The organism is Micromonospora sp. NPDC093244, assembly GCF_040683695.1.
Taxonomy (GTDB): Bacteria; Actinomycetota; Actinomycetes; order Mycobacteriales; family Micromonosporaceae; genus Micromonospora.
Genome location: NZ_JBFBEO010000005.1, coordinates 114141 through 133750 on the forward strand (window position 1 = coordinate 114141; position 19610 = coordinate 133750).

The window sequence follows — 19610 nt, forward strand, 5'->3', positions numbered from 1 at the left end:
CCGCCCGAGCACGCCAACAACTCTGCTGCGGGCAGAGCACGGGTCGTCCGACGGGCCACCGGAGCGGACGCTAGCGTGTGGCGCATGGCGGAGCGCAGCGTGCTGGTGACCGGAGGCTCCGGAGGGCTCGGCGGAGCGGTCGTCGCGTCGTTCGTCGAGGCGGGCTGGCGGGTGGTCGTACCCCGGCGGGGTGCCCTGCCCGGGTCGGAGCCGGCGGCGGGCGCGCTGGTCCCGGTCACCGCGGACCTGACCGACCCGGCCGGCGCGGCCCGGGCCGTCGAGGCCGCCGCCGGCGAACCCGCGGCGCCGCTGCGGGCGGTGGTCAACCTGGTCGGCGGGTACGCCAGCGGAGGCCTGGTCCACGAGACACCTGTCGAGGAGTTCGAGCGGATGCTCACCCTCAACCTGCGGCCCACCTACCTGGCCACCCAGGCCGCGCTGCCGCACCTGGTGGCCGGCGGTGGCGGCGCGGTGGTCTGCGTCTCGGCCCGCGCGGCTGTCGCCCCGTTCCCCGGCGCGGCCGGTTACGTCACGGCCAAGGCGGCGGTGCTGGCCTTCGCCAACGCCGTGGCCGTCGAGTACCGGTCCCGCGGCGTGCGCTGCAACACCGTCCTGCCCAGCGTCATCGACACACCTGCCAACCGGGCCGCCCAGCCCACCGCCGACCACTCGCGCTGGGTCACTCCCGCCGAGATCGCGCCGGTGATCCGCTTCCTCGCGTCAGACGACTCCGCTCCGACCAGCGGCGCCACAGTTCCCGTCTACGGGCGGGCCTGAGCCACGAGCGGGGTCGGGCCACCGCGTGCCGGCAGGTCGGTGCGGGGCGGCGGCTCCGACGGCGTCGGAGCGCGCGGCGGCACGTCGGACGGCGGGCGGGTCAGGTCGGACCGCGCCTCCGACGGCAGCCAGGTCGCCAGGTGGGCCTGGATCTGCTCGGTCACCTCCTCGGCCGGGCGTCCCGCGTCCACGACCACGAAGCTCGGGTACTCGGGCAGGGTCCGGTAGGCGGTGTCCGCCGCGGTCAGCCAGCTGATCGTCTCGTGGTCGGTGCCCCGCGCCTCGATCCGCCGGTACGCCTCCGCCGGGTCGACCGTCAGCAGGAAGGTCACCTGCGGCGTCGGGAAGAGTCGGTAGCCGGCCCGGGCCAGCCGCTCCCAGCGGTGCCCGCCGTGCGCGCGGATGCTGGCGTACTGGCAGGCCGAGTAGCGGTCCATCACCGCTGTGCGGCCGGTGAGCAGGCAGCTGAGCAGGGCGATGGCGATGGCGAGCCAGCGCAGCACGGACTCCACAGCGAGCACGCCGTCGCGCCCGACGAGCCGCTGGGCGTCCGATCGGCCGAGCCGGTTGGCGACCCGGCCGAGCCAGCGACGTCCGCTGGCGTTGCGGCGGTACGCGGCGGGGCGGCCGGCGGCGGTCAGCGCGTCGGCCAGCCGGTGGGCCTGGGTGGTCTTGCCCGACCCGTCGATGCCGATCAGGGCGACGGTGCGCAACCGGGTCTTGCCGCGTCGCATCCCCGATGATCTGGCCACCCTCGACAGGTTATCCGACCCGCGCACGCGCGCTGTCTGGTTCATGCTGGTTTGGCCCTGTTGGCACCCGACCGCGACGCGAGCAGGTGTGGCCGACCGGAATGCCGGGTACCGGAGTTCGAAATCCAACCGCCTGTCCACCACAACGACCGACGGGAGAACCAGATGGCTGAGCGCGGGGACGAGAGTCTGGTGCACACCCTCAAGAAGGTCGCCGCCGTGCTCAAGCAGTCCGAGATCCCGTTCGCCCTGGGCGGCAGCTTCGCCGTGTACGCCCACGGCGGCCACTCCAGCGAGCACGACGTCGACTTCCTGATCCGGGAGGCCGACGTGGAGCGGTCTCTCGAGGCCCTGGTGGCCGCCGGCTTCGTGGCCGAGCGTCCACCGGAGGACTGGCTGGTGAAGGTCTTCGACGACGGGCGGATGGTGGACCTGATCCATCGGCCGATCGAGACGCCGGTGACCGAGGAGACGTTCGCCGACACGGTCATCCGGCCGGTGGACGCCATCCAGATGCCGGTCCTGTCCGCCACCCAGCTGATGGTGCACAAGCTGCTCAGCTTCTCCCAGCACTACTGCGACTTCGCCCGCGGCCTGCCGCTGGCCCGCTCGCTCCGGGAGCAGATCGACTGGGAACGGGTACGCAAGGAGACGCAGCACTCGCCGTACGCCGAGGCGTTCCTCGTGCTGCTGGACCGGCTGGAGGTGGTGCCGCTCGCCGGCACCCAGCCAGGAGAGGGGACACAGTGACCCACCAACGCGACAGCGGCGCCGGGCCACCGGACGAGTACGTCGAAGCGGAGATCCAGCGGCTGCTCGCCGAGGACCCCTCCGTCGCCGAGCAGGGGATCACCGTCGTCCGGCGGGAACGCGCCCTCGTGCTCTCCGGCGAGGTGGAGAGCCCGCACCGGCGCGAAGAGATCCTGCGCCGCGTGTCCGAGCGCTTTCCGGACGTGCCGATCACCAGCGACATCGGGGTGATCCGCGCCCAGGCGCCCACAGAGATCGAGCAACTGCCCTGAGGGAGATTCCATGGTGATCCGGATCGCCGCCGTGGGCGACGTGCATCTGGACGAGGACGTGGTCGGCCGGTTCCGCCCGGCGCTGGAGGAGCTGCCGGACTGCGCGGACGTGCTGCTGCTGGCCGGGGACCTGACCCGGCACGGCACCGAGGCCGAGGCGCGCTGCGTGGCGCAGGAGTTCGGTGGATTGGCCGTGCCGGTGGTGACAGTGCTGGGCAACCACGACCACCAGTGCGACCAGGTGCCACAGGTGGTCAAGGTGCTCGAGGACGCGGGCATCACGGTGCTGGAGGGCAACGGCGTCGTGCTGGACTGCGCGGGCGGCCGGCTGGGCATCGCCGGCGTCAAGGGCTTCGGCGGCGGGTTCGCCGGACGCTGCGCGAGCGACTTCGGTGAGCCGGAGATGAAGGCCTTCGTCCGGACCACCACCGACAGCGCCGACCGCCTCGGCGCGGCGCTTCGCTCGCTCGACTGCGACATGCTCGTCGCGCTCACCCACTACTCACCGGTGCCGGACACCCTGGCCGGTGAGCCCCTGGAGATCTATCCGTTCCTCGGGTCGTACCAGCTCGGGCAGGCGATCGACTCGGCGCCCACGGCGCTGGCCCTGCACGGGCACGCGCACGCCGGCACCGAGCGCGGCACCACCCCCGGCGGCGTACGCGTGCGCAACGTCGCCCACCCCGTGATCAAGCAGGCGTACAGCGTCTTCCACGTCGGCGATCAACTTGATACGGACCAGGTTTCCCCAATCGGCCAGTCGGGTAGTCAGAGGTCATGGAGCTGATTCTCTGGATTCTCGCAGTCGTACTCGTGGTCGCCGGCATCCTCGCGCTGTTCCGCCGGCAGATCCTGTGGGGCATCGTCCTCATCGTTGTCGGGCTGTTGGTCGGCCCGGGTGGTGTCAGCATCTTCAATTGACGTCCGCACGACCTGAAAAAAACCGGGACCCGTCGGGGTCGCCGCGACCGGAGCTTCGTCCTCCCGACAGAAGCAACGGCCGCGGCGGCCCCGGCGCTTTTTGTGCGCCGGGTTTGACCTGACCCCCGGAGGAAATATCTCGACCATGGAGACATCTCAGGACGCGCCTGTCGCCTCCGGCCGACGCTCGTGGTGGGCCCTCGCCGGCTTCGCGGCGGCGGTCTTCGTGGCGGCCGCGATCGGCGGCCTGGGGGTCCAGGGCACCACAGGCGAGTACGCAAGCCTGCGCCAGCCCGCCTGGGCGCCGCCCTCGTGGCTCTTCGGCCCGGTCTGGACGCTGCTCTACGCGCTGATCGCGGTGGCCGGGTGGCTGGTCTGGCGGCGGGTCGGCTTCTCCCCCGCCCTCTGGGCCTGGACGGCCCAGCTGGTGCTCAACGCGATCTGGACACCGCTGTTCTTCGGCGCGGGGCAGTACGGGCTGGCGTTCGCCGAGATCGTGGTGATGTGGCTGGCGATCGCCCTGACCGTCGTGCTGTTCGCCCGGGTCTCCCGCGTGGCGACGGCGCTGCTGCTGCCGTACTGGGCGTGGGTCACCTTCGCTGCCGCGTTGAACTTCTCGATCTGGCGGCTGAACGCCTGAGACCGGGCTGGTCCCCGGCGGGCGGTACCCGCCGGGGACGCTGTCGTTCGCCGGTCAGCAGCGAGGTATGCCAGGGATGTAGCCGTCGTACCCGGTGTAGACGTACGCGTCGGCGATGAAGCGGCCGGCGCCGATGCGGTCCCAGATCGTGCTGGTGCCGTAGGTGCCGGTGACACTGGTGCCGCTGGTCTGGCACGCGATGGTCACCCGGGTGCCGTCGGCCACGGTGCCCACGGAGGCGTACCCGGTGCCGGGGCCGGAGCGGACGGTCAACGGGGTGCCACTGGTGTCGACGGTGGCGTTGCCGGTGCCCGAGGAGCAGCCGTTGTTGCTCGTGTAGCTCTTGGTGCCCCAGTACAGCGCGAGGGTGCCGTTGAACCTCACCTGGATGTCGCTGCCGTTGAGGCGCTGCTCGTAGTGCAGGTGCGGGCCCGTCGACCCGCCGGTGCTGCCCACCCAGCCGAGCACCTTGCCGTAGCCCACCGTCTGCCCGACGGAGACGTTGAAGCCGTTGAGGTGCGCGTAGTAGGTGCTGTAACCACCGCCGTGGTTGATCCGGACGTACTTGCCGTAGCTCGTGTTGCCGAGGTCGGTCACCCGGTCGACCGTGCCGGGGGCGCTGGCGACCACCGGGTCGCCGACGTCGTCGGTGCGGTTGAAGTCGACGGCGTACGCCGGGCTGTGGTCCGACCGGGTCTGCCCGGACCACGACTGACCGCACGGGAACGGCACCTTGAAGGTCGGCGCGGCCAGCGCCGGGCTCGCCGGTGTGAGCACTCCTCCGACGAGCAGACCGGTCACGAGCAGGCTGATCCACCGCTTGCGCATACAGCTCCTCCTATGTCGAAAACCTTCGATGAGGTGGCATCAGCCTGACAGATATCGTCAATCTTCGAAAGAGTCGAAGAGGTGGCCCGGGAGCGCGCCCATCAGGCGGCCCCGAGGTTTCCGGATTGTTACTCGCTCGTGTCTGACAGGGGGTGGACCGGACCGGATGCAAGCGCTTACATGTGTGCACGCCCAATCGGACCGGCGACTGGTCATCGAGCACGACCGCGCCGGCTAGGAAGGAGGACGGCATGGCGGTCTTTGCCAGACCACGCCAGGCCTTCGTGATCGCCGGTGTACTCGGGCTGGCGCTCAGCGCCACCGCTTGCGGTACCGGCGACGACAAGAAGAGTGACAAGGCGGGCTCCGCGGAGTGCGCCGCATACGAGAAGTACCAGGGCAACGACGGCAAGAAGGTCTCCATCTACGCGTCCATCCGTGACGCCGAGGCCGACCTGCTGGAGCGCTCCTGGTCGCAGTTCACCGACTGCACCGGCATCGAGATCGCGTACGAGGGCAGCGGCGAGTTCGAGGCGCAGCTGCCGGTCCGCGTCGACGGCGGCAACGCCCCCGACATCGCCTTCGTGCCCCAGCCGGGCCTCGTGAAGCGCTTCGCGGACGCCGGCAAGCTGAAGTCCCTGGGCGCCGACACCAAGGCCCTGGCCGAGCAGAACATGCCGGCCGACTGGCTGAAGTACGGCACCGTCAACGGGACGCTCTACGGCGTGCCGCTCGGCGCCAACGTGAAGTCCTTCGTCTGGTACTCGCCGAAGACGTTCAAGGAGAAGGGCTGGGAGGTTCCGACCAGCTGGGACCAGCTCATCGCCCTGAGCGACAAGATCGCCGCCAGCGGCATGAAGCCGTGGTGCGTGGGCGTCGAGTCCGGTGACGCGACCGGCTGGCCGGCCACCGACTGGATCGAGGACGTCATCCTGCGTACGCAGGGCCCCGAGGTCTACGACCAGTGGACCACCCACGCCATCCCGTTCAACGACCCGAAGATCGTCGACGCGGTCGACCGCGCCGGCAGCATCCTCAAGAACGAGAAGTACGTCAACGGCGGCTTCGGCGGTGTCAAGAGCATCACCACCACCGCCTTCCAGGAGGCGGGTCTGCCGGTGACCACCGGCAAGTGCGCGATGCACCGCCAGGCGTCGTTCTACGCCAACCAGTTCCCCGAGGGCACCAAGGTGGCCGAGGACGGCGACGCGTTCGCGTTCTACTTCCCGGCCATCGACCCGGCCAAGGGCAAGCCGGTGCTGGGCGCTGGCGAGTTCGTCGTCGCCTACGCCGACCGTCCCGAGGTGCAGGCCGTGCAGACGTACCTCGCCTCCGCCGAGTACGTGAACAGCCGCGCGAAGCTCGGCAACTGGGTCACGGCGAACAACAAGCTGGACATCGCCAACGTGGCCAGCCCGATCGACAAGCTGTCCGTCCAGATCCTCCAGGACAAGACGGGCACCTTCCGCTTCGACGGATCCGACCTGATGCCGGCCGCCGTCGGCGCGGGAACGTTCTGGAAGGGCATGGTCGACTGGCTGAACGGCAAGCAGACCGCCCCGGTGCTCCAGGGCATCGAGAGCAGCTGGCCGAAGTGATCCCGGCGGTGGCCCGGCCCGTGTTCACGGGCCGGGCCACCGGCCGATCCGGACCCGAAATGGAGGGTTGATGGAGTTCGACTTCGCCGATGAGCAGCCGAAGCTCCTCATGCTGATGTACGGGCTGCTCGCCTTCGTGCTGGTGGTGGGCGGTCTGCTCCTGCTGCTCGACGTCGTGCCGGCCTGGTTCGCCCGGCGGCGGGAGGCGCAGCTCGTCGCCGCCTCCGTGGGAGGCGCTCCGCTGCCCCGCCGGCCCAAACAGCGGGAGGGGCTCTTCGCGCTCTTCTTCCTGCTGCCGACGCTGCTGCTGCTCACCATCGGTCTGGTCGTGCCCGCGATCCGCACCATGCTGCTCTCCCTGATGAACGGGAGCAGCACCGAATGGGTGGGGCTACGCAACTACGGCTGGATGTTCTCCGACAACTCGATGATCCGGGTCCTGATCAACACCCTGGTCTGGGTGCTCCTGGTCCCGCTCGTGGCGACCGGCTTCGGCCTCCTGTACGCCGTACTCGTGGACAAGGCCCGCTTCGAGTCGGTGGCCAAGTCCCTGATCTTCCTGCCGATGGCCATCTCGTTCGTCGGCGCGAGCATCATCTGGAAGTTCGTCTACGCCTACCGCGGCGAGGGCGACCAGATCGGCCTGCTCAACCAGATAGTCGTCAGTCTCGGCGGCGAGCCGAAACAGTGGCTGCTCGAATCACCACTGAACACGCTGCTGCTGATCGTCATCATGGTCTGGATCCAGGCCGGTTTCGCCATGGTGGTGCTCTCCGCGGCGATCAAGGCGATCCCCGGTGACATCGTCGAAGCCGCCCGGCTCGACGGGGTCAGCCCGTGGCAGATGTTCTGGCAGATCACCATGCCGAGCATCCGACCCGCGCTGATCGTCGTGGTCGTGACGCTCACGATCGCCACGCTCAAGGTCTTCGACATCGTCCGGACCTCGACCAACGGCAACTACGACACAAGCGTGATTGCCAGCGAGATGTACAACCAGGCCTTCCGGTACGGCCAGAACGGGCAGGGCTCCGCGCTCGCGGTGTTCCTCTTCATCCTGGTCATCCCGGTCGTGATCTACCAGATCCGCAACCTCCGTCAACAGCGGGAGGGCTGAGATGACGACCGCAACGCCCACCGTCGCCGCCGGCACCCAGAAGACCGACGGCAGCCCGTCCACCACCGCCGGTCGGGTCCGCAAGCGGCTGAACAGCCGTACCGCGACGCTCGTGTCGATCGTCATCGCGGTGGTCTGGACCATCCCGACCTTCGGTCTGTTCATCTCCTCCCTCCGACCCGAGGACGAGATCAAGACGACAGGTTGGTGGACCGCGTTCACCAACCCGCAGTTCACCCTTGAGAACTACGAGCAGGTCCTGTTCGGACGGTCGGCGTCCTCCGGGCAGCTCGCCAGCTACTTCATCAACTCGCTGGCGATCACCATCCCGTCGGTGCTCTTCCCGCTCGCCTTCGCGGCCCTCGCCGCGTACGCGCTGGCGTGGATCAACTTCCGGGGCCGGGACTGGCTCTACATCGCTATCTTCGCGTTGCAGATCGTGCCGTTGCAGATGGCCCTGGTGCCGCTGCTGAAGTTCTTCTCCACAGGCGTCACAGTCGGCGGTGTCACCCTGATGCCGGCCTGGGACCTGGTCGACGAGCAGAAGTTCGCCCAGGTGTGGTTCGCGCACACCTGTTTCGCGCTCCCGTTCGCCGTGTTCCTGCTGCACAACTTCATCTCGCAGCTCCCGGGCGACCTGATGGAGGCGGCACGTGTCGACGGGGCCACCCACCCGAAGATCTTCCGCACCATCGTGCTGCCGCTGATCACCCCGGCGTTGGCCGCGTTCGGCATCTTCCAGTTCCTCTGGGTCTGGAACGACCTGCTGGTGGCGCTGATCTTCGCCGGGGGCGGCAACGAGACCGCACCGCTGACCGTCCGGCTGGCCGAGATGGCCGGCACCCGGGGCAACGAGTGGCAGCGACTGACCGCCGGAGCGTTCGTCTCGATCGTCGTACCCCTCATCGTGTTCCTGTCCCTGCAGCGCTTCTTCGTGCGAGGTCTGCTCGCCGGCAGCGTCAAGGGCTGACCGCGCGCCCGCCGCCGTCCGGCCCCTTGGGACGGCGGTGGGCGCCGGCACCGAGCGGGGGAAACCGTGACGAGGATTGATGATGTTGCCCGGCTGGCCGGGGTGTCCACGGCCACCGTCTCGCGGGCACTGCGCGGACTGCCGACGGTCTCGGCAGCCACCCGGCGCAGGGTGCTCGCCGCCGCCGAACAACTCGACTACGAGGTGTCGCCGAGCGCGTCCCGGCTGGCCGGTGGCCGGACCGGCACGGTGGCGGTGGTGGTCCCCCGGATCACCCGCTGGTTCTTCAGCACCGTCGTCGAGGCGGTCGAGGAGTACCTCCACGAGTCCGGCTACGACCTGTTGCTCTACAACCTGGGCGGCCGGGAGCAGGTACGCCAGCGGGTGCTGCGGACGGCCAACCTGCACAAACGGGTCGACGCCATGATGCTCGTCGCCACGCCGCTGCGGCCTGCGGACCTGACCGCGCTGGCCAGCCTGGACCTGCCCGGGGTGACCATCAGCTCGGGCAGCCGCGTCCCCAGGTGGCCGTGCGTACGGATCGACGACGTGGCCGCCTCGCGGACCGCCACCCGGCACCTGCTCGACCTCGGCCACCAGCGGATCGCGCACATCTCCGGCGACCCGGACGACGAGTTGGCCTTCACCACCCACCTCGACCGTCGCCGGGGCTACCAGGCGGAGCTGCGGGCGGCAGGCCTGCGCCCGGACCCGAGCCTGGACGTCGAGTCGACGTTCACCATCGACGGCGGCAACCGGGCCACTGCCGAACTGCTGGCGCGTGGCGGCCCGCCGCCCACCGCGATCGTGGCGGCCTGCGACGAGATGGCGATGGGCGCGTTGACCGCGCTACGTGACGCCGGGCTGCGGGTGCCGCAGGACGTGAGCGTGATCGGCATCGACGACCACGACCTGGCGGGAGTGCTGGGGCTCAGCACCGTCGCCCAGCCCGCCGCCGAGCAGGGCCGGCTGGCCGCGCGGATCCTGCTCGACCCGCTCGGCGCCCGTACCCTGGGCCCGATCGTCGGCCAACGCGGCGCGGACGGCGACTCACCGGTGATCCTGCCCACTCGGCTGGTCGTGCGGGACTCCACCGCACCACCCCGGGCACACTGACACATCAACCACAGCGCGACACGGGAGACGACCCTGAACACCGATCCGACGCAGCAGCCCTCCTCCGGTCACCCGGTCACCGGCTGGTGGACCGAGGCCGCCATCTACCAGATCTACCCCCGCTCGTTCGCGGACTCCGACGGCGACGGGATCGGTGACCTGCCGGGCATCACCGCCCGCCTCGACCACCTGGTCGAGCTGGGCGTGGACGCGGTGTGGCTCTCCCCCTTCTACCCGTCGCCGCAGGCCGACGCGGGCTACGACGTGGCGGACTACCGCGACGTCGATCCGCTGTTCGGCACCCTCACCGATGCGGACAAGCTGATCGCCGAGGCGCGCTCGCGTGGCCTGCGGGTGATCGTCGACCTCGTGCCGAACCACACGTCCTCGGCGCACCGCTGGTTCCAGGCGGCGCTGCCGGCCGCCCCGGGCAGCCCTGAGCGGTCCCGTTACATCTTCCGGGACGGCCGCGGCCCGGACGGCGACCAGCCGCCGAACGACTGGCAGAGCGTCTTCGGCGGTCCGGCCTGGACGCGCACCGTCGACCCGGACGGGCGCCCCGGCCAGTGGTACCTGCACCTGTTCGACACCGGCCAGCCCGACCTCAACTGGGACAACCCGGAGGTGCACGCGGAGTTCCTCGACGTGCTGCGATTCTGGCTGGACCGTGGGGTGGACGGCTTCCGGGTCGACGTGGCGCACGGCCTGGTCAAGCAGGCCGACCTGGCCGACTGGCAGGAGCCGCAGGAGATCCTCTCCGGCAATGAGGTGGACAAGCCGCGCCCGCCGATGTGGGACCAGGAGGGCGTGCACGAGATCTACCGGCAGTGGCGACAGGTCCTGGACAGCTACCCAGGTGAGCGGGTCCTCGTCGCCGAGGCGTGGGTGGAGCCGGCCGAGCGGCTGGCCCGCTACGTCCGCCCGGACGAGATGCACCAGGCGTTCAACTTCGAGTACCTGCTGGCCGCCTGGACCGCACCGGCCCAGTACGCCGTGATCACCCGCTCGCTGGAGGCCACCGACTCGGTGGGCGCGCCGACCACCTGGGTGCTGTCCAACCACGACGTGGTGCGGCACGCCTCCCGCCTCGGCCTGCCTGTCGTCTTGCCCGGTGGCCGGCCCAACGGCATCGGCGTCGGCGACCCGCAGCCGGACGCCGCGCTCGGCCTGCGCCGGGCCCGCGCGGCCACCCTGCTGATGCTCGCCCTGCCCGGCTCCGCGTACCTCTACCAGGGCGAGGAGCTGGGGCTTCCCGAGCACACCACGATGCCCGACGAGGCCCGCCAGGACCCGACCTGGGTACGCAGCGGGCACACCCAGCGTGGCCGGGACGGCTGCCGGGTCCCGATCCCGTGGGAGGCCGACGCCCCGTCGTACGGCTTCGGGCCGACCGACGCGAGCTGGCTGCCGCAACCCGCTTCCTGGGCGGAGTACGCCCTGGACCGGCAGCGCGGCGTACCCGGCTCGACGTACGAGCTGTACCGCACCGCGTTGCGGCTGCGCCGCGGCCACGGGCTCGGCCGGGGCACGCTGGAGTGGCTGTCCTCAGGCGACGAGGTGCTCACCTTCCGCAACGGCGAGCTGACCGTGCTCACCAACTTCGGTGACGCCCCGGTGCCGGTCCCGGCCGGCGCCGAGGTGCTGGCCGCCAGCGGGCCGCTCGACGACGACGGCGCGGTCCCGACCGACGTGACAGTCTGGCTCCGCCCCTGATCCGACCCCCGCCCGGCCCCGTCCCGCGCCGATCTTGCATTTTCGGCTGGCGGAATAGAATGTATGCCCGTTTTGCCGCGACAGAATGTGCAAGATCGCGGTGGACCGGGGCGGGCAGGGCGGGGTCAGAGGCGGTCGGCGCGGGTGTGCAGGAGGTCGTGCACGTTGTCGATGTCCGCCGGTGAGGTGCGTGAGGCGAGCCAGTACATGATGCCTGTGGGGATGAAGAAGAGTTGGAACGCCGCCAGCCCCACGGCGAAGTTCAGCGGCGGCGGGAACGCCGCGCGCAGCCCTTGGAACGCCACCCCGACCAGCCCGTTGCCGGCCGCGCGGCCGACGCCGTTGACCAGGTTGCCCAGGCTGTAGACGGTGCCCCGGTGCTCCGGCGGGTTGACGTCGGCGATCAGGGCGAACCAGTTCGGCGAGTTGGCCGAGGTCAGCGCGAGCGCCACGACGGCGGTGAGCAGGCTCAACCCGACAGTCGGTTCGGTGAACACACTCGCCAGCACCGCACCGACCACCGCTCCCCCGCCCGCGCCGTCGGGCACGTCGATGGCCACCGGAACGAAGAACAACACCAGGTAGAACGGCAGCGCGGCGAGGATGCCGACGGCTGCGACAAGCGCACGGCCCCTCGGGGTACGCCGCTGCACGGCGTCACCGATCAGCCCACCCACGATGGAGAGCACCCCGCCGAGCTGGAACAACGTGGCGAAGACGCTGCCCACCACCACGGCTGTCGACTCCGAGTACCCCTGGGCCTCGGCCCGTTCGGCGAAGAGCACCGGCAACCACACCAGTGAACCGAAGGCCGCCTGCGCGGTCAGGCCCTGCAGGATCAGCCACAGATTGGTCCGCCGGGCCAGGATGCGCGGCAGGTCGGCCCGGCTGATCCGGTAGTCGTACTCGGCGCCGGCGTCCAGCCTGCCGGCCAACTCCGGCTCGCTCTGGCCGCGCCGGATGTCGTACGTGAACAGGTAGGCCACCGTGGCGGCCAGGCCGACGCCGGTCAGGACCAGGAACGGCCGCCGCCAGTCCGTCGCGCCGAGCAGCCCTCCGACGAGGGTGCCCGCCAGGGTGCCGACGCCCTGGGAGAGCCCCCAGAAGCTCATCACCAATCCGCGCCTCGTCGGTGAGATCAGGTCGGTGACCACCGAGAAGCCGACCGAGCCGACCGCTCCGAGGCCGACCGCCGCAACCAGCTGTCCCGCGAAGAACGTCAGGTAGCCGCCGGCGAGCGCGCTGCCGCCGGTGCCCGCCGCCCAGAGCAGGGTGCCCACCATGAGCAGCGGCTTACGGTTGGTCCGGTCGCCGACGTACGCCCAGCCGACCGCTGCCACAGCGCTGACGAGGAAGCTGACGGCGGTGACCAGACCGAGCATTCGCCCCGACACGTCGAACGCGTCGGAGATCGGGCCGTACAGCGGCGGGACCAGGCCGATCGCCACGTTGTCCAGTGAGGCGAGCAGCACGAACACCACGACGCTGTACAACCGGTGCCCCGGGCCGCCGACCCGACCGTGCGGGCGTCGGCCGGGTCGGGTCCCGCCCCGGCCGGACCCGTCACTGGTCACCGTCATGACCGGCAGCCAACCAGACGCGGTCGAGCACCTCGTCACGCGGGTGGGTGCCGGCCGGCTCCCACCCGCGTCGACTCCGACAGGTCAGCGGCGGTCGAGGACCAGTCCGCTCGCTGCCGCGTACCGCTCGCGGACGGCTGGCACGGGCTCGGCCGCGTACTCCTCGGTGCCCTTGAGCTCCCACACCGGCGGCGTCGGACCGCCCAGGGCGACCCAGGCGGCCTGCCGTGCGGCGCCGTCGGCGACGTACTCCCCGGCCGGTGGGACGACCACCGGGCAGCCGAAGACCTGCGGTGCGATCCGGCGGACGGCGGCGGACCGGGCGCCGCCGCCGACCAGGATGACCCGGCGGACCGTGGCACCCTGCGCGGTAAGCGCGTCCAGGCCGTCGGCGAGCGCGCAGAGCATGCCCTCCACGGCGGCCCGCGCGAGGTGCGCGGGGGTCGACGTGCGCAGGGTCAGGCCGTGCACCGCGCCGGTGGCGAGTGGGCGGTTCGGCGTCCGCTCCCCCTCCAGGTACGGGACCATGACCAACCCGTCGGCGCCGGCCGGCGCGGAGAGCGCCAACTCGGCCAGCTCGTCCAGGCCGACGCCGAGCAACGCGGCGGCGGCGTCCAGCACCCGGGCGGCGTTGAGCGTGGCGACCAGCGGCAGGAAGCGACCGGACGCGTCGGCGAAGCCCGCCACCGCACCGCTCTCGTCGGCGGCCGGCACGTCGGCGACACTGAACACGGTGCCGGAGGTGCCGATGGAGACGATCACGTCACCCGGTACGGCGCCGACGCCGAGCGCGGCGGCGGCGTTGTCCCCGGTGCCCGCGCCGAGCAGCGCGCCGCCCGACCCACCCAGCTCGTCGGCGAGTCTGCCCGCCGACTCCGTCGGACCGAGCACCTGGGGCACCACCAGCCGCCTGCCGAAGCCCCGCTCCAGCAGGTCGAACCGGTAGTCGCCGGTGGCCGGCGACCAGTAGCTGGTACCGCTGGCGTCACCCCTGTCGGTCCGCAGCGCGTCCAACCCCGCCGCGCCGGCCAGCCGCCAGGTCAGCCAGTCGTGCGGAAGGCACACCGCCGCCACCCGGGCGGCCAGCTCCGGCTCGTGGGTGGCAAGCCACCGCAGCTTGGTGAGGGTGAAGCTGGCCACCGGCACACTTCCGGTGGCGTCCGCCCAGAACCGACGCCCGGCCGCACCGCCGCCGGCCTCCTCGATGAGGTCGGCGGCGGCGTCGGCGGACCGGGTGTCGTTCCACAGCAGCGCCGGGCGGACCACCCGGCCGTCCTCGTCGAGGCAGACCATGCCGTGCTGCTGGCCGGCGACGGAGACCGCCACCACGTCGGCCAGCCCACCGGCCTGGTCGGCGGCGCTGCGCAGCGCCTGCCACCAGGCTTCCGGGTCGACCTCCGTGCCGTCCGGGTGCGGTGCCCGGCCCTGCCTGAGCAGGGCGCCGGTCTCCGCGTCCCGGATCACCACCTTGCAGGACTGGGTGGACGAGTCAACGCCCGCGACCAACGGCATGGCGGGGCCTCAGCGGGCGCCGAGCAGGTGCTCGACGGCGAGCTGGTTGAGCCGGACGAAGCCGAAGCCCTTTGCGGCCACCGCGTCCACGTCGACGTCCTCGAACGCGGACCGGTCGGCCAGGAACTCCTCGTAGCCCTCGCCGTCGCCGAGCGTCGGCGTGCTCAGCTCGCCGACCTTGCTGGCGGCGAGTGCCTCGATGACCTCGGGGTCGGCGCGGAACGCCGCCGCACGCTCCTTGAGCAGCAGGTAGGTGCTCATGTTGGCCGCCGCGGAGGCCCACACGCCGTCCATGTCCTCGGTGCGGGAGGGCTTGTAGTCGAAGTGCCGCGGCCCGTCGTAGGTCGGCCCGCCGTTGGGGCCGCCATTCTCCAGCAGGTCCACCAGGGCGAACGCGTTCATCAGGTCACCGTGGCCGAAGACCAGGTCCTGGTCGTACTTGATGCCGCGCTGGCCGTTGAGGTCCAGGTGGAACAGCTTGCCCTGCCAGAGCGCCTGGGCGATGCCGTGGGCGTAGTTGAGCCCGGCCATCTGCTCGTGGCCGACCTCCGGGTTGAGGCCGACCAGCTCCGGGTGCTCCAACTGCGAGATGAAGCCGAGCGCGTGCCCGATGGTGGGCAGCAGGATGTCGCCGCGCGGCTCGTTGGGCTTGGGCTCCAGGGCGAACCGCAGGTTGTAGCCCTTGTCGATGGAGTACTGGGTGAGCAGGTTGACGGCCTCGCGGTAGCGGTCCAGGGCGGCCTGGACGTCCTTGGCGAGGTCGTACTCGGAGCCCTCGCGGCCACCCCACATCACGAAGGTGCTGGCGCCCAGCTCGGCGGCCAGGTCGAGCTGGCGCAGGACCTTGCGCAGCGCGTACCGGCGCACGTCGCGGTCGTTGCTGGTGAAGCCGCCGTCCTTGAAGATCGGGTGGGTGAAGAGGTTCGTGGTGACCATCGGCACCACCAGGCCGGTCTCGTCCAGGGCCTTGCGGAACCGCGCGATGTGCTGGTCGCGGGTGGCGGCGTCGGCGCCGAACGGGACCAGGTCGTCGTCGTGGAAGGTGATGCCGTACGCGCCCAGCTCGGCGAGCCGGTGCACCGCCTCGACCGCGTCGAGCTCGGGACGCGTCGCGTCACCGAACGGGTCGCGGGCCTGCCAGCCCACGGTCCAGAGCCCGAAGGAGAACTTGTCGGCGGGGGTGGGACGGGGTGCCATGAGCAACCTCCGGGTGGTGGTGTCCGCTATTTGTTCAACGATTGAATTATTTGCCCGCCCTATGGCACTGTCAAGGGGTGAGCCCCACCCACGCCCCGGCCGGCGCAGCCCGTCAGGGCAGCCTTCGCGAACTCAACCTCGCCCTGGTGCTCGGCCGGATCGCCGCCGCCGACCGCCCCCCGTCCCGGGCCGACCTGGCCACCGCCACAGGCCTGACCCGGGCCACCGTCTCCGCGGTGGTCGAGGACCTGCTCGCCGGCCGGCTCGTCGATGAGGCCGAGCCCGCCCCCCGGGCCGGCGCCGGTCGACCGGCCCGCGGGCTGGTCCTGGCCGACCAGGGCCCGGCCGGGCTCGGTTTGGAGGTCAACGTCGACTACCTGACGGTCTGCGTGGTGGACCTCGCCGGGCAGGTGCGGCACCGCACCGTGCACCGGGCCGACCTGCGCCCGGTCGCGCCCGCCGACGCTCTCGCCCACCTCGTCGAGCTGGCCGGGCAGGCCCGCGCCGACGCCGCCCGCCAGGGCCTCACCCTGGCCGGGGCGGCGCTCGCGGTGCCAGGTCTGGTGGACGACGCCGGCCTCGTCCGGCTCGCGCCGAACCTGGGCTGGCGCGACGTCGCCGTACCCGCGCTGCTCGCCGAGCACCAGGCGCTGACCAAGCAGGTGCCCGGCGTACCGGCCCTGGTGGTGGACAACGAGGCGAACCTCGCCGCCCTCGGCGAGCTGCACTCCCGGCCTCCCGGCCCGGCCAGCTTCCTGCACATCTCCGGCGAGGTCGGCATCGGCGCCGGCATCGTGCTCGACGGCGCGCTGTTCCGGGGCGTCCGGGGCTGGAGCGGCGAGATCGGACACCTGCCGGTCAACCCGCAGGGGCGTCCGTGCCGCTGCGGAGGACGGGGCTGCCTGGAGCAGTACGCCGGTCAGGAGGCGATCGTGGCCGCCGCCGGGCTGGCCCGCGCGGAGCTTCCCGCGGACACCGCGACGGCCCGGCTGGCCGAACTGGCAGACGCCGGCGACCCGGGCGCGCTGCGAGCGCTGCACGACGCAGGGACGGCGCTCGGTGTCGCGGTGGCCACCGTGGTCAACCTGCTGGACCTGGACACCGTGGTCCTCGGCGGTGGGTACGCCCCGCTGGCGCCCTGGCTGTGCCCGCCGGTGCTCGCCGAGATCGCCGGCCGGGTCCTGACCGCCGCCTGGTCACCCGTCACGGTCCGGCCGTCGACGCTCGGCCCGGAGGCGGCAGCAGTGGGAGCCGCCGGTTCGGTGGTCCGCCACATCGTCGCCCGGCCCGCCGGGTGGCTCTCCCGCCCGAGCTGACCGGCGCTGGACGCTGGGCCTCGGTCACCGGGCCTCGGTACGCTTGCCGACAGGCAACGAACCGCAGGCGAGGAGTCCAGGAGCAGCATGCGCACAGGTGGTCAGACGCGGGCCGGCGTCGGGCGGTGACCACGACCCAACGGGGCGGCATCACCGGTCCGGTCAGCGGCGGTGGGCGCGTCCCCCGCCGGAGGGTCGAGCAGCCGCTTCCGACCGACTCCCGACTCGCCCGCGAACTGCTCGACGGGCTCGCCGAGGCTGTGCTGACGACCGACGAGGCCGGCCGGGTGACCCTGGTCAACGCGATGGCGGCGGAACTGCTCCCGGAGATCACAACGGGCACCGAGCTGGGCCGGTGCCCGGTGCCGGCGCTGGCCCGGGCGGTCCGGGACGACGCCGAACACTTCGACGGCGAGCACGGCGGCCGCCGGCTGCGCGGCGCACGGCGACAGCTCGCCGGCCACCGGTACGCCTGGTACATCCGGGACGTCACCGAGGAGCAGACCCGCAACGACGCCCTGCTGGCCGAGCGCGCGCGCACCGCGTTCCTCGCCCAGGCCGGCAGTCGACTCGGATCGTCCCTGCACCGGGACCAGACGCTGCGGGCCGTCACGACCCTCGCCGTCCCCTTTCTGGCCGACGCCGCGGTGGCGTTGCATTGGCCGTCCACGCCCACCGACCCGCACCTGCGCTGGGTCCGGTACGCCGACGGTGAGCCCTCTCCGAGCGCGGGGCTCGCCGGGGCGGAGCTGACCGGCACCGTCCCCGGGCTGGCCGAGGCGCTGGCCGGCCAGCTCACCGAGCCGAGCCCCTGGCTGGACGCCGACCTCGCCGACCTGGCCTCCGTGCTGCCGCCCGGGTTCGGCCGACCCGGCACCGTGCTGGTGAGCCCGATGCGCACCGCCGGCGGCCCGGCCGGCGCCCTGCTGCTGATCCGCCAGACCGGGCGAGCGGGCTTCGACAGGCGCGACATCGACCTGGCGCGCGAGTTCGCCGCCCGGGCCGGCGCCGCGCTGGCCACCGCCGAGCTGTACGGCGAACAGGCCCACCTGGCCCGGGTGCTGCAGACCAGCCTGCTGCCACCGGAGCTGCCCACGGTGCCCGGGTTGCGCCTGGCCGGCGGTTACCGGGCCGCCGGCGACACCCTGCGCATCGGCGGCGACTTCTACGAGGTCTTCCCGCACCGCGACGGTGCCCTGTTCGCGCTCGGCGACGTGTCCGGCAAGGGCGTCGGCGCGGCAGTGCTGACGGGCCGGGTCCGCCAGTCGTTGCAGACACTGCGGCTTGTCGAGCAGCGCCCGCTGGAGCTGATCCAGCTGCTCAACCGGGCGTTGTTCGACGCACCCGACGCGGCGCGGCGCAGCCAGCTCACCACCCTGCTGCTCGGCTCCCTGGAACAGGGGCCGGCCGGTGTGGACGTCCGGATCGCCGGTGGGGGGCACCCGGCGCCGCTGGTTGTCACGCCCGCTGGCACGGTCACCCCGGTGCCGGTCGGCGGGATGCCGGTGGGGGCGCTGCCCGCACCCCGGTTCGCCGAGGCCCGGGTCCACCTCGACCCGGGCGACCTGCTGCTGGCGTACACCGACGGGGTGACCGAGGCTCGGGGCGGCCGGGGCGACGCGGAGATGTTCGGTGCCGAGCGGCTGCGTGCCGCGCTCGCCTCGGCGGCCGGCCTGCCGCCGACCGCGCTTGTCGACCGGCTGCTCCAGTTGGTGGACGAGTGGTCGGACGGGCGGGCCCACGACGACATCGCGATGCTGGCCGTGTGCGCGGCGGCACCGGCCTGACCGGCGACGCCCACCGCCGCGGCTCAGGCGGTCCGGGCCACCGGCGGCTCGCCGGTGGGCCACTCCCGGTGACCGTCGACCGTCCGCTCCGGCCCGCCGGGCGCGCCCGTCCACGTTCCGCGGGTCTGCCGGTCCGCATCGCCCGACCGGTCCCTCGCCCGGCCGGTGGGCCGGTCCGGGTCGTCCGGCCAGTCCGCCCGGCCGGTGGGCCGGTCCGGGTCCTCCGGTCCGCCCGGCCCCGGCACGACCTGGGCCTGCTGCCGGCGAGCGGTCTCGTCGAATTCGCGCATCCCGCGCAGGAGCGCGTCGCGACCCTCCGGGCTCATCGCGGCCAGCACGGTGGCGAGCCGCGCCTGACGGTCGGCGCGCAGCTCGGCGAGGAGCCGGCGGGCATCCCGGGTGAGGTGCAGGGAGATCTCCCGCCTGTCGAAGCGGCCGGGCTCCCGCTCCAGCATGCCGGCGGCGACCAACCGGTCACAGAGCCGGCTGGCGGAGCTGAGCAGCATGTCGAGCCGGTTGGCCAGACGACGCAGGTTGATTCCGTCGGACTGCTCGACCACCATCACAGCCCGTAACTGGGCTCCGGAGAGTCGGTTGGTGGTCTCCTCCCGGGCGGATTCCCAAACGCCCACCAGGGAGGTCGCCACCACATCCAACGCGGCAGCCATACTCGTCTCGGGGTCCGACGGACCGTTCAGTTCGGCCATGGTGGCCCGAGAGTACTCCGAACCCACAGGTGGTCGAGCTTTGAGCGAGGGAGTGGT

At 72.0% G+C, this 19610-nt stretch carries 19 protein-coding genes; 13 read left to right on the forward strand and 6 right to left on the reverse strand.

Annotation, left to right across the window (positions count from 1 at the left end; translation table 11 throughout):
* The first annotated feature begins 84 nt into the window (after positions 1 to 84).
* Positions 85 to 777, forward strand: coding sequence for an SDR family NAD(P)-dependent oxidoreductase (locus AB0N27_RS23710; RefSeq protein ID WP_364373699.1), 693 nt, complete (start codon positions 85 to 87; stop codon positions 775 to 777).
* On the opposite strand, the gene AB0N27_RS23715 is transcribed toward AB0N27_RS23710, so the two are convergent.
* Positions 762 to 1529, reverse strand: coding sequence for a dTMP kinase (locus tag AB0N27_RS23715; RefSeq protein WP_364373701.1), 768 nt, complete (start codon positions 1527 to 1529; stop codon positions 762 to 764). The two genes, AB0N27_RS23710 and AB0N27_RS23715, sit on opposite strands and share 16 nt — an antisense overlap.
* 123 nt (positions 1530 to 1652) lie before the next feature.
* Between AB0N27_RS23715 and AB0N27_RS23720 the strand changes: the two genes are divergently transcribed.
* The 5 genes from AB0N27_RS23720 (at position 1653) to AB0N27_RS23740 (ending at position 4112) form a co-directional block, all read left to right on the forward strand.
* Positions 1653 to 2279, forward strand: coding sequence for a nucleotidyltransferase (locus AB0N27_RS23720; protein ID WP_364374275.1), 627 nt, complete (start codon positions 1653 to 1655; stop codon positions 2277 to 2279).
* Positions 2276 to 2551 carry a hypothetical protein gene (locus AB0N27_RS23725; protein ID WP_364373704.1) on the forward strand — a complete coding sequence of 92 codons (276 nt, stop codon included), beginning with the start codon at positions 2276 to 2278 and terminating at the stop codon, positions 2549 to 2551. Before AB0N27_RS23720 ends, AB0N27_RS23725 begins: the two co-directional genes overlap by 4 nt.
* A gap of 10 nt (positions 2552 to 2561) precedes the next feature.
* Positions 2562 to 3338 (forward strand): metallophosphoesterase, encoded by a 777-nt coding sequence (locus AB0N27_RS23730; RefSeq protein WP_364373707.1) that lies wholly within the window; start codon positions 2562 to 2564, stop codon positions 3336 to 3338.
* Positions 3329 to 3472 carry a GPGG-motif small membrane protein gene (locus AB0N27_RS23735; RefSeq protein ID WP_007464364.1) on the forward strand — a complete coding sequence of 48 codons (144 nt, stop codon included), beginning with the start codon at positions 3329 to 3331 and terminating at the stop codon, positions 3470 to 3472. The genes AB0N27_RS23730 and AB0N27_RS23735 overlap by 10 nt, the downstream gene beginning before the upstream one ends.
* A gap of 145 nt (positions 3473 to 3617) precedes the next feature.
* On the forward strand, positions 3618 to 4112 hold the full coding sequence (locus AB0N27_RS23740; RefSeq protein WP_364373710.1) for a TspO/MBR family protein: 495 nt from the start codon (positions 3618 to 3620) through the stop codon (positions 4110 to 4112).
* A 54-nt stretch (positions 4113 to 4166) separates the two neighbouring features.
* On the opposite strand, the gene AB0N27_RS23745 is transcribed toward AB0N27_RS23740, so the two are convergent.
* Positions 4167 to 4940, reverse strand: coding sequence for a peptidoglycan DD-metalloendopeptidase family protein (locus AB0N27_RS23745; RefSeq protein WP_364373712.1), 774 nt, complete (start codon positions 4938 to 4940; stop codon positions 4167 to 4169).
* A gap of 251 nt (positions 4941 to 5191) precedes the next feature.
* On the opposite strand from AB0N27_RS23745, the gene AB0N27_RS23750 reads away from it, so the two are divergent.
* The 5 genes from AB0N27_RS23750 to AB0N27_RS23770 all read left to right on the forward strand — a co-directional run bounded on the left by AB0N27_RS23750 (position 5192) and on the right by AB0N27_RS23770 (position 11454).
* A complete protein-coding gene (locus AB0N27_RS23750; protein ID WP_364373715.1) occupies positions 5192 to 6538 on the forward strand; it encodes an ABC transporter substrate-binding protein in 1347 nt (448 codons plus the stop codon).
* 70 nt (positions 6539 to 6608) lie between these two features.
* On the forward strand, positions 6609 to 7655 hold the full coding sequence (locus AB0N27_RS23755) for a sugar ABC transporter permease (RefSeq protein WP_364373718.1): 1047 nt from the start codon (positions 6609 to 6611) through the stop codon (positions 7653 to 7655).
* A 1-nt stretch (position 7656) separates the two neighbouring features.
* Positions 7657 to 8625 (forward strand): carbohydrate ABC transporter permease, encoded by a 969-nt coding sequence (locus AB0N27_RS23760; protein WP_364373721.1) that lies wholly within the window; start codon positions 7657 to 7659, stop codon positions 8623 to 8625.
* A gap of 66 nt (positions 8626 to 8691) precedes the next feature.
* A complete protein-coding gene (locus AB0N27_RS23765; protein WP_364373724.1) occupies positions 8692 to 9741 on the forward strand; it encodes a LacI family DNA-binding transcriptional regulator in 1050 nt (349 codons plus the stop codon).
* 33 nt (positions 9742 to 9774) lie between these two features.
* A complete protein-coding gene (locus AB0N27_RS23770; RefSeq protein WP_364374278.1) occupies positions 9775 to 11454 on the forward strand; it encodes a glycoside hydrolase family 13 protein in 1680 nt (559 codons plus the stop codon).
* A 125-nt stretch (positions 11455 to 11579) separates the two neighbouring features.
* Here the strand turns inward: AB0N27_RS23770 and AB0N27_RS23775 are convergent, their stop codons facing one another.
* The 3 genes from AB0N27_RS23775 to xylA all read right to left on the reverse strand — a co-directional run bounded on the left by AB0N27_RS23775 (position 11580) and on the right by xylA (position 15743).
* Positions 11580 to 13034 (reverse strand): MFS transporter, encoded by a 1455-nt coding sequence (locus AB0N27_RS23775; RefSeq protein WP_364373727.1) that lies wholly within the window; start codon positions 13032 to 13034, stop codon positions 11580 to 11582.
* Positions 13035 to 13118: 84 nt separating this feature from the next.
* Entirely contained in the window at positions 13119 to 14546 is a 1428-nt protein-coding gene (gene xylB, locus AB0N27_RS23780) for a xylulokinase (protein ID WP_364373729.1), read from the reverse strand.
* Positions 14547 to 14555: 9 nt separating this feature from the next.
* Positions 14556 to 15743 (reverse strand): xylose isomerase, encoded by a 1188-nt coding sequence (xylA, locus tag AB0N27_RS23785; protein WP_364373732.1) that lies wholly within the window; start codon positions 15741 to 15743, stop codon positions 14556 to 14558.
* A gap of 77 nt (positions 15744 to 15820) precedes the next feature.
* Here xylA and AB0N27_RS23790 point away from each other — a divergent pair, with 77 nt between their 5' ends.
* Both AB0N27_RS23790 and AB0N27_RS23795 read left to right on the forward strand, forming a co-directional pair.
* A complete protein-coding gene (locus tag AB0N27_RS23790; RefSeq protein WP_364373735.1) occupies positions 15821 to 17059 on the forward strand; it encodes an ROK family transcriptional regulator in 1239 nt (412 codons plus the stop codon).
* A 125-nt stretch (positions 17060 to 17184) separates the two neighbouring features.
* Positions 17185 to 18846, forward strand: coding sequence for a SpoIIE family protein phosphatase (locus tag AB0N27_RS23795; RefSeq protein ID WP_364373738.1), 1662 nt, complete (start codon positions 17185 to 17187; stop codon positions 18844 to 18846).
* Positions 18847 to 18869: 23 nt separating this feature from the next.
* On the opposite strand, the gene AB0N27_RS23800 is transcribed toward AB0N27_RS23795, so the two are convergent.
* Positions 18870 to 19553, reverse strand: a complete 684-nt coding sequence (locus AB0N27_RS23800) for a MarR family winged helix-turn-helix transcriptional regulator (RefSeq protein ID WP_364373741.1) — start codon at positions 19551 to 19553, stop codon at positions 18870 to 18872.
* Positions 19554 to 19610: the final 57 nt, after the last annotated feature.

Coding starts and splice junctions, on each gene's coding strand:
- AB0N27_RS23760 (WP_364373721.1), top strand. CDS start 7,657: ATGACGACCGCAACGCCCACCGTCGCCGCCGGCACCCAGAAGACCGAC.
- xylB (WP_364373729.1), bottom strand. CDS start 14,546: ATGCCGTTGGTCGCGGGCGTTGACTCGTCCACCCAGTCCTGCAAGGTG.
- AB0N27_RS23740 (WP_364373710.1), top strand. CDS start 3,618: ATGGAGACATCTCAGGACGCGCCTGTCGCCTCCGGCCGACGCTCGTGG.
- AB0N27_RS23750 (WP_364373715.1), top strand. CDS start 5,192: ATGGCGGTCTTTGCCAGACCACGCCAGGCCTTCGTGATCGCCGGTGTA.
- AB0N27_RS23735 (WP_007464364.1), top strand. CDS start 3,329: ATGGAGCTGATTCTCTGGATTCTCGCAGTCGTACTCGTGGTCGCCGGC.
- AB0N27_RS23710 (WP_364373699.1), top strand. CDS start 85: ATGGCGGAGCGCAGCGTGCTGGTGACCGGAGGCTCCGGAGGGCTCGGC.
- AB0N27_RS23800 (WP_364373741.1), bottom strand. CDS start 19,553: ATGGCCGAACTGAACGGTCCGTCGGACCCCGAGACGAGTATGGCTGCC.
- xylA (WP_364373732.1), bottom strand. CDS start 15,743: ATGGCACCCCGTCCCACCCCCGCCGACAAGTTCTCCTTCGGGCTCTGG.
- AB0N27_RS23755 (WP_364373718.1), top strand. CDS start 6,609: ATGGAGTTCGACTTCGCCGATGAGCAGCCGAAGCTCCTCATGCTGATG.
- AB0N27_RS23745 (WP_364373712.1), bottom strand. CDS start 4,940: ATGCGCAAGCGGTGGATCAGCCTGCTCGTGACCGGTCTGCTCGTCGGA.
- AB0N27_RS23730 (WP_364373707.1), top strand. CDS start 2,562: ATGGTGATCCGGATCGCCGCCGTGGGCGACGTGCATCTGGACGAGGAC.
- AB0N27_RS23775 (WP_364373727.1), bottom strand. CDS start 13,034: ATGACGGTGACCAGTGACGGGTCCGGCCGGGGCGGGACCCGACCCGGC.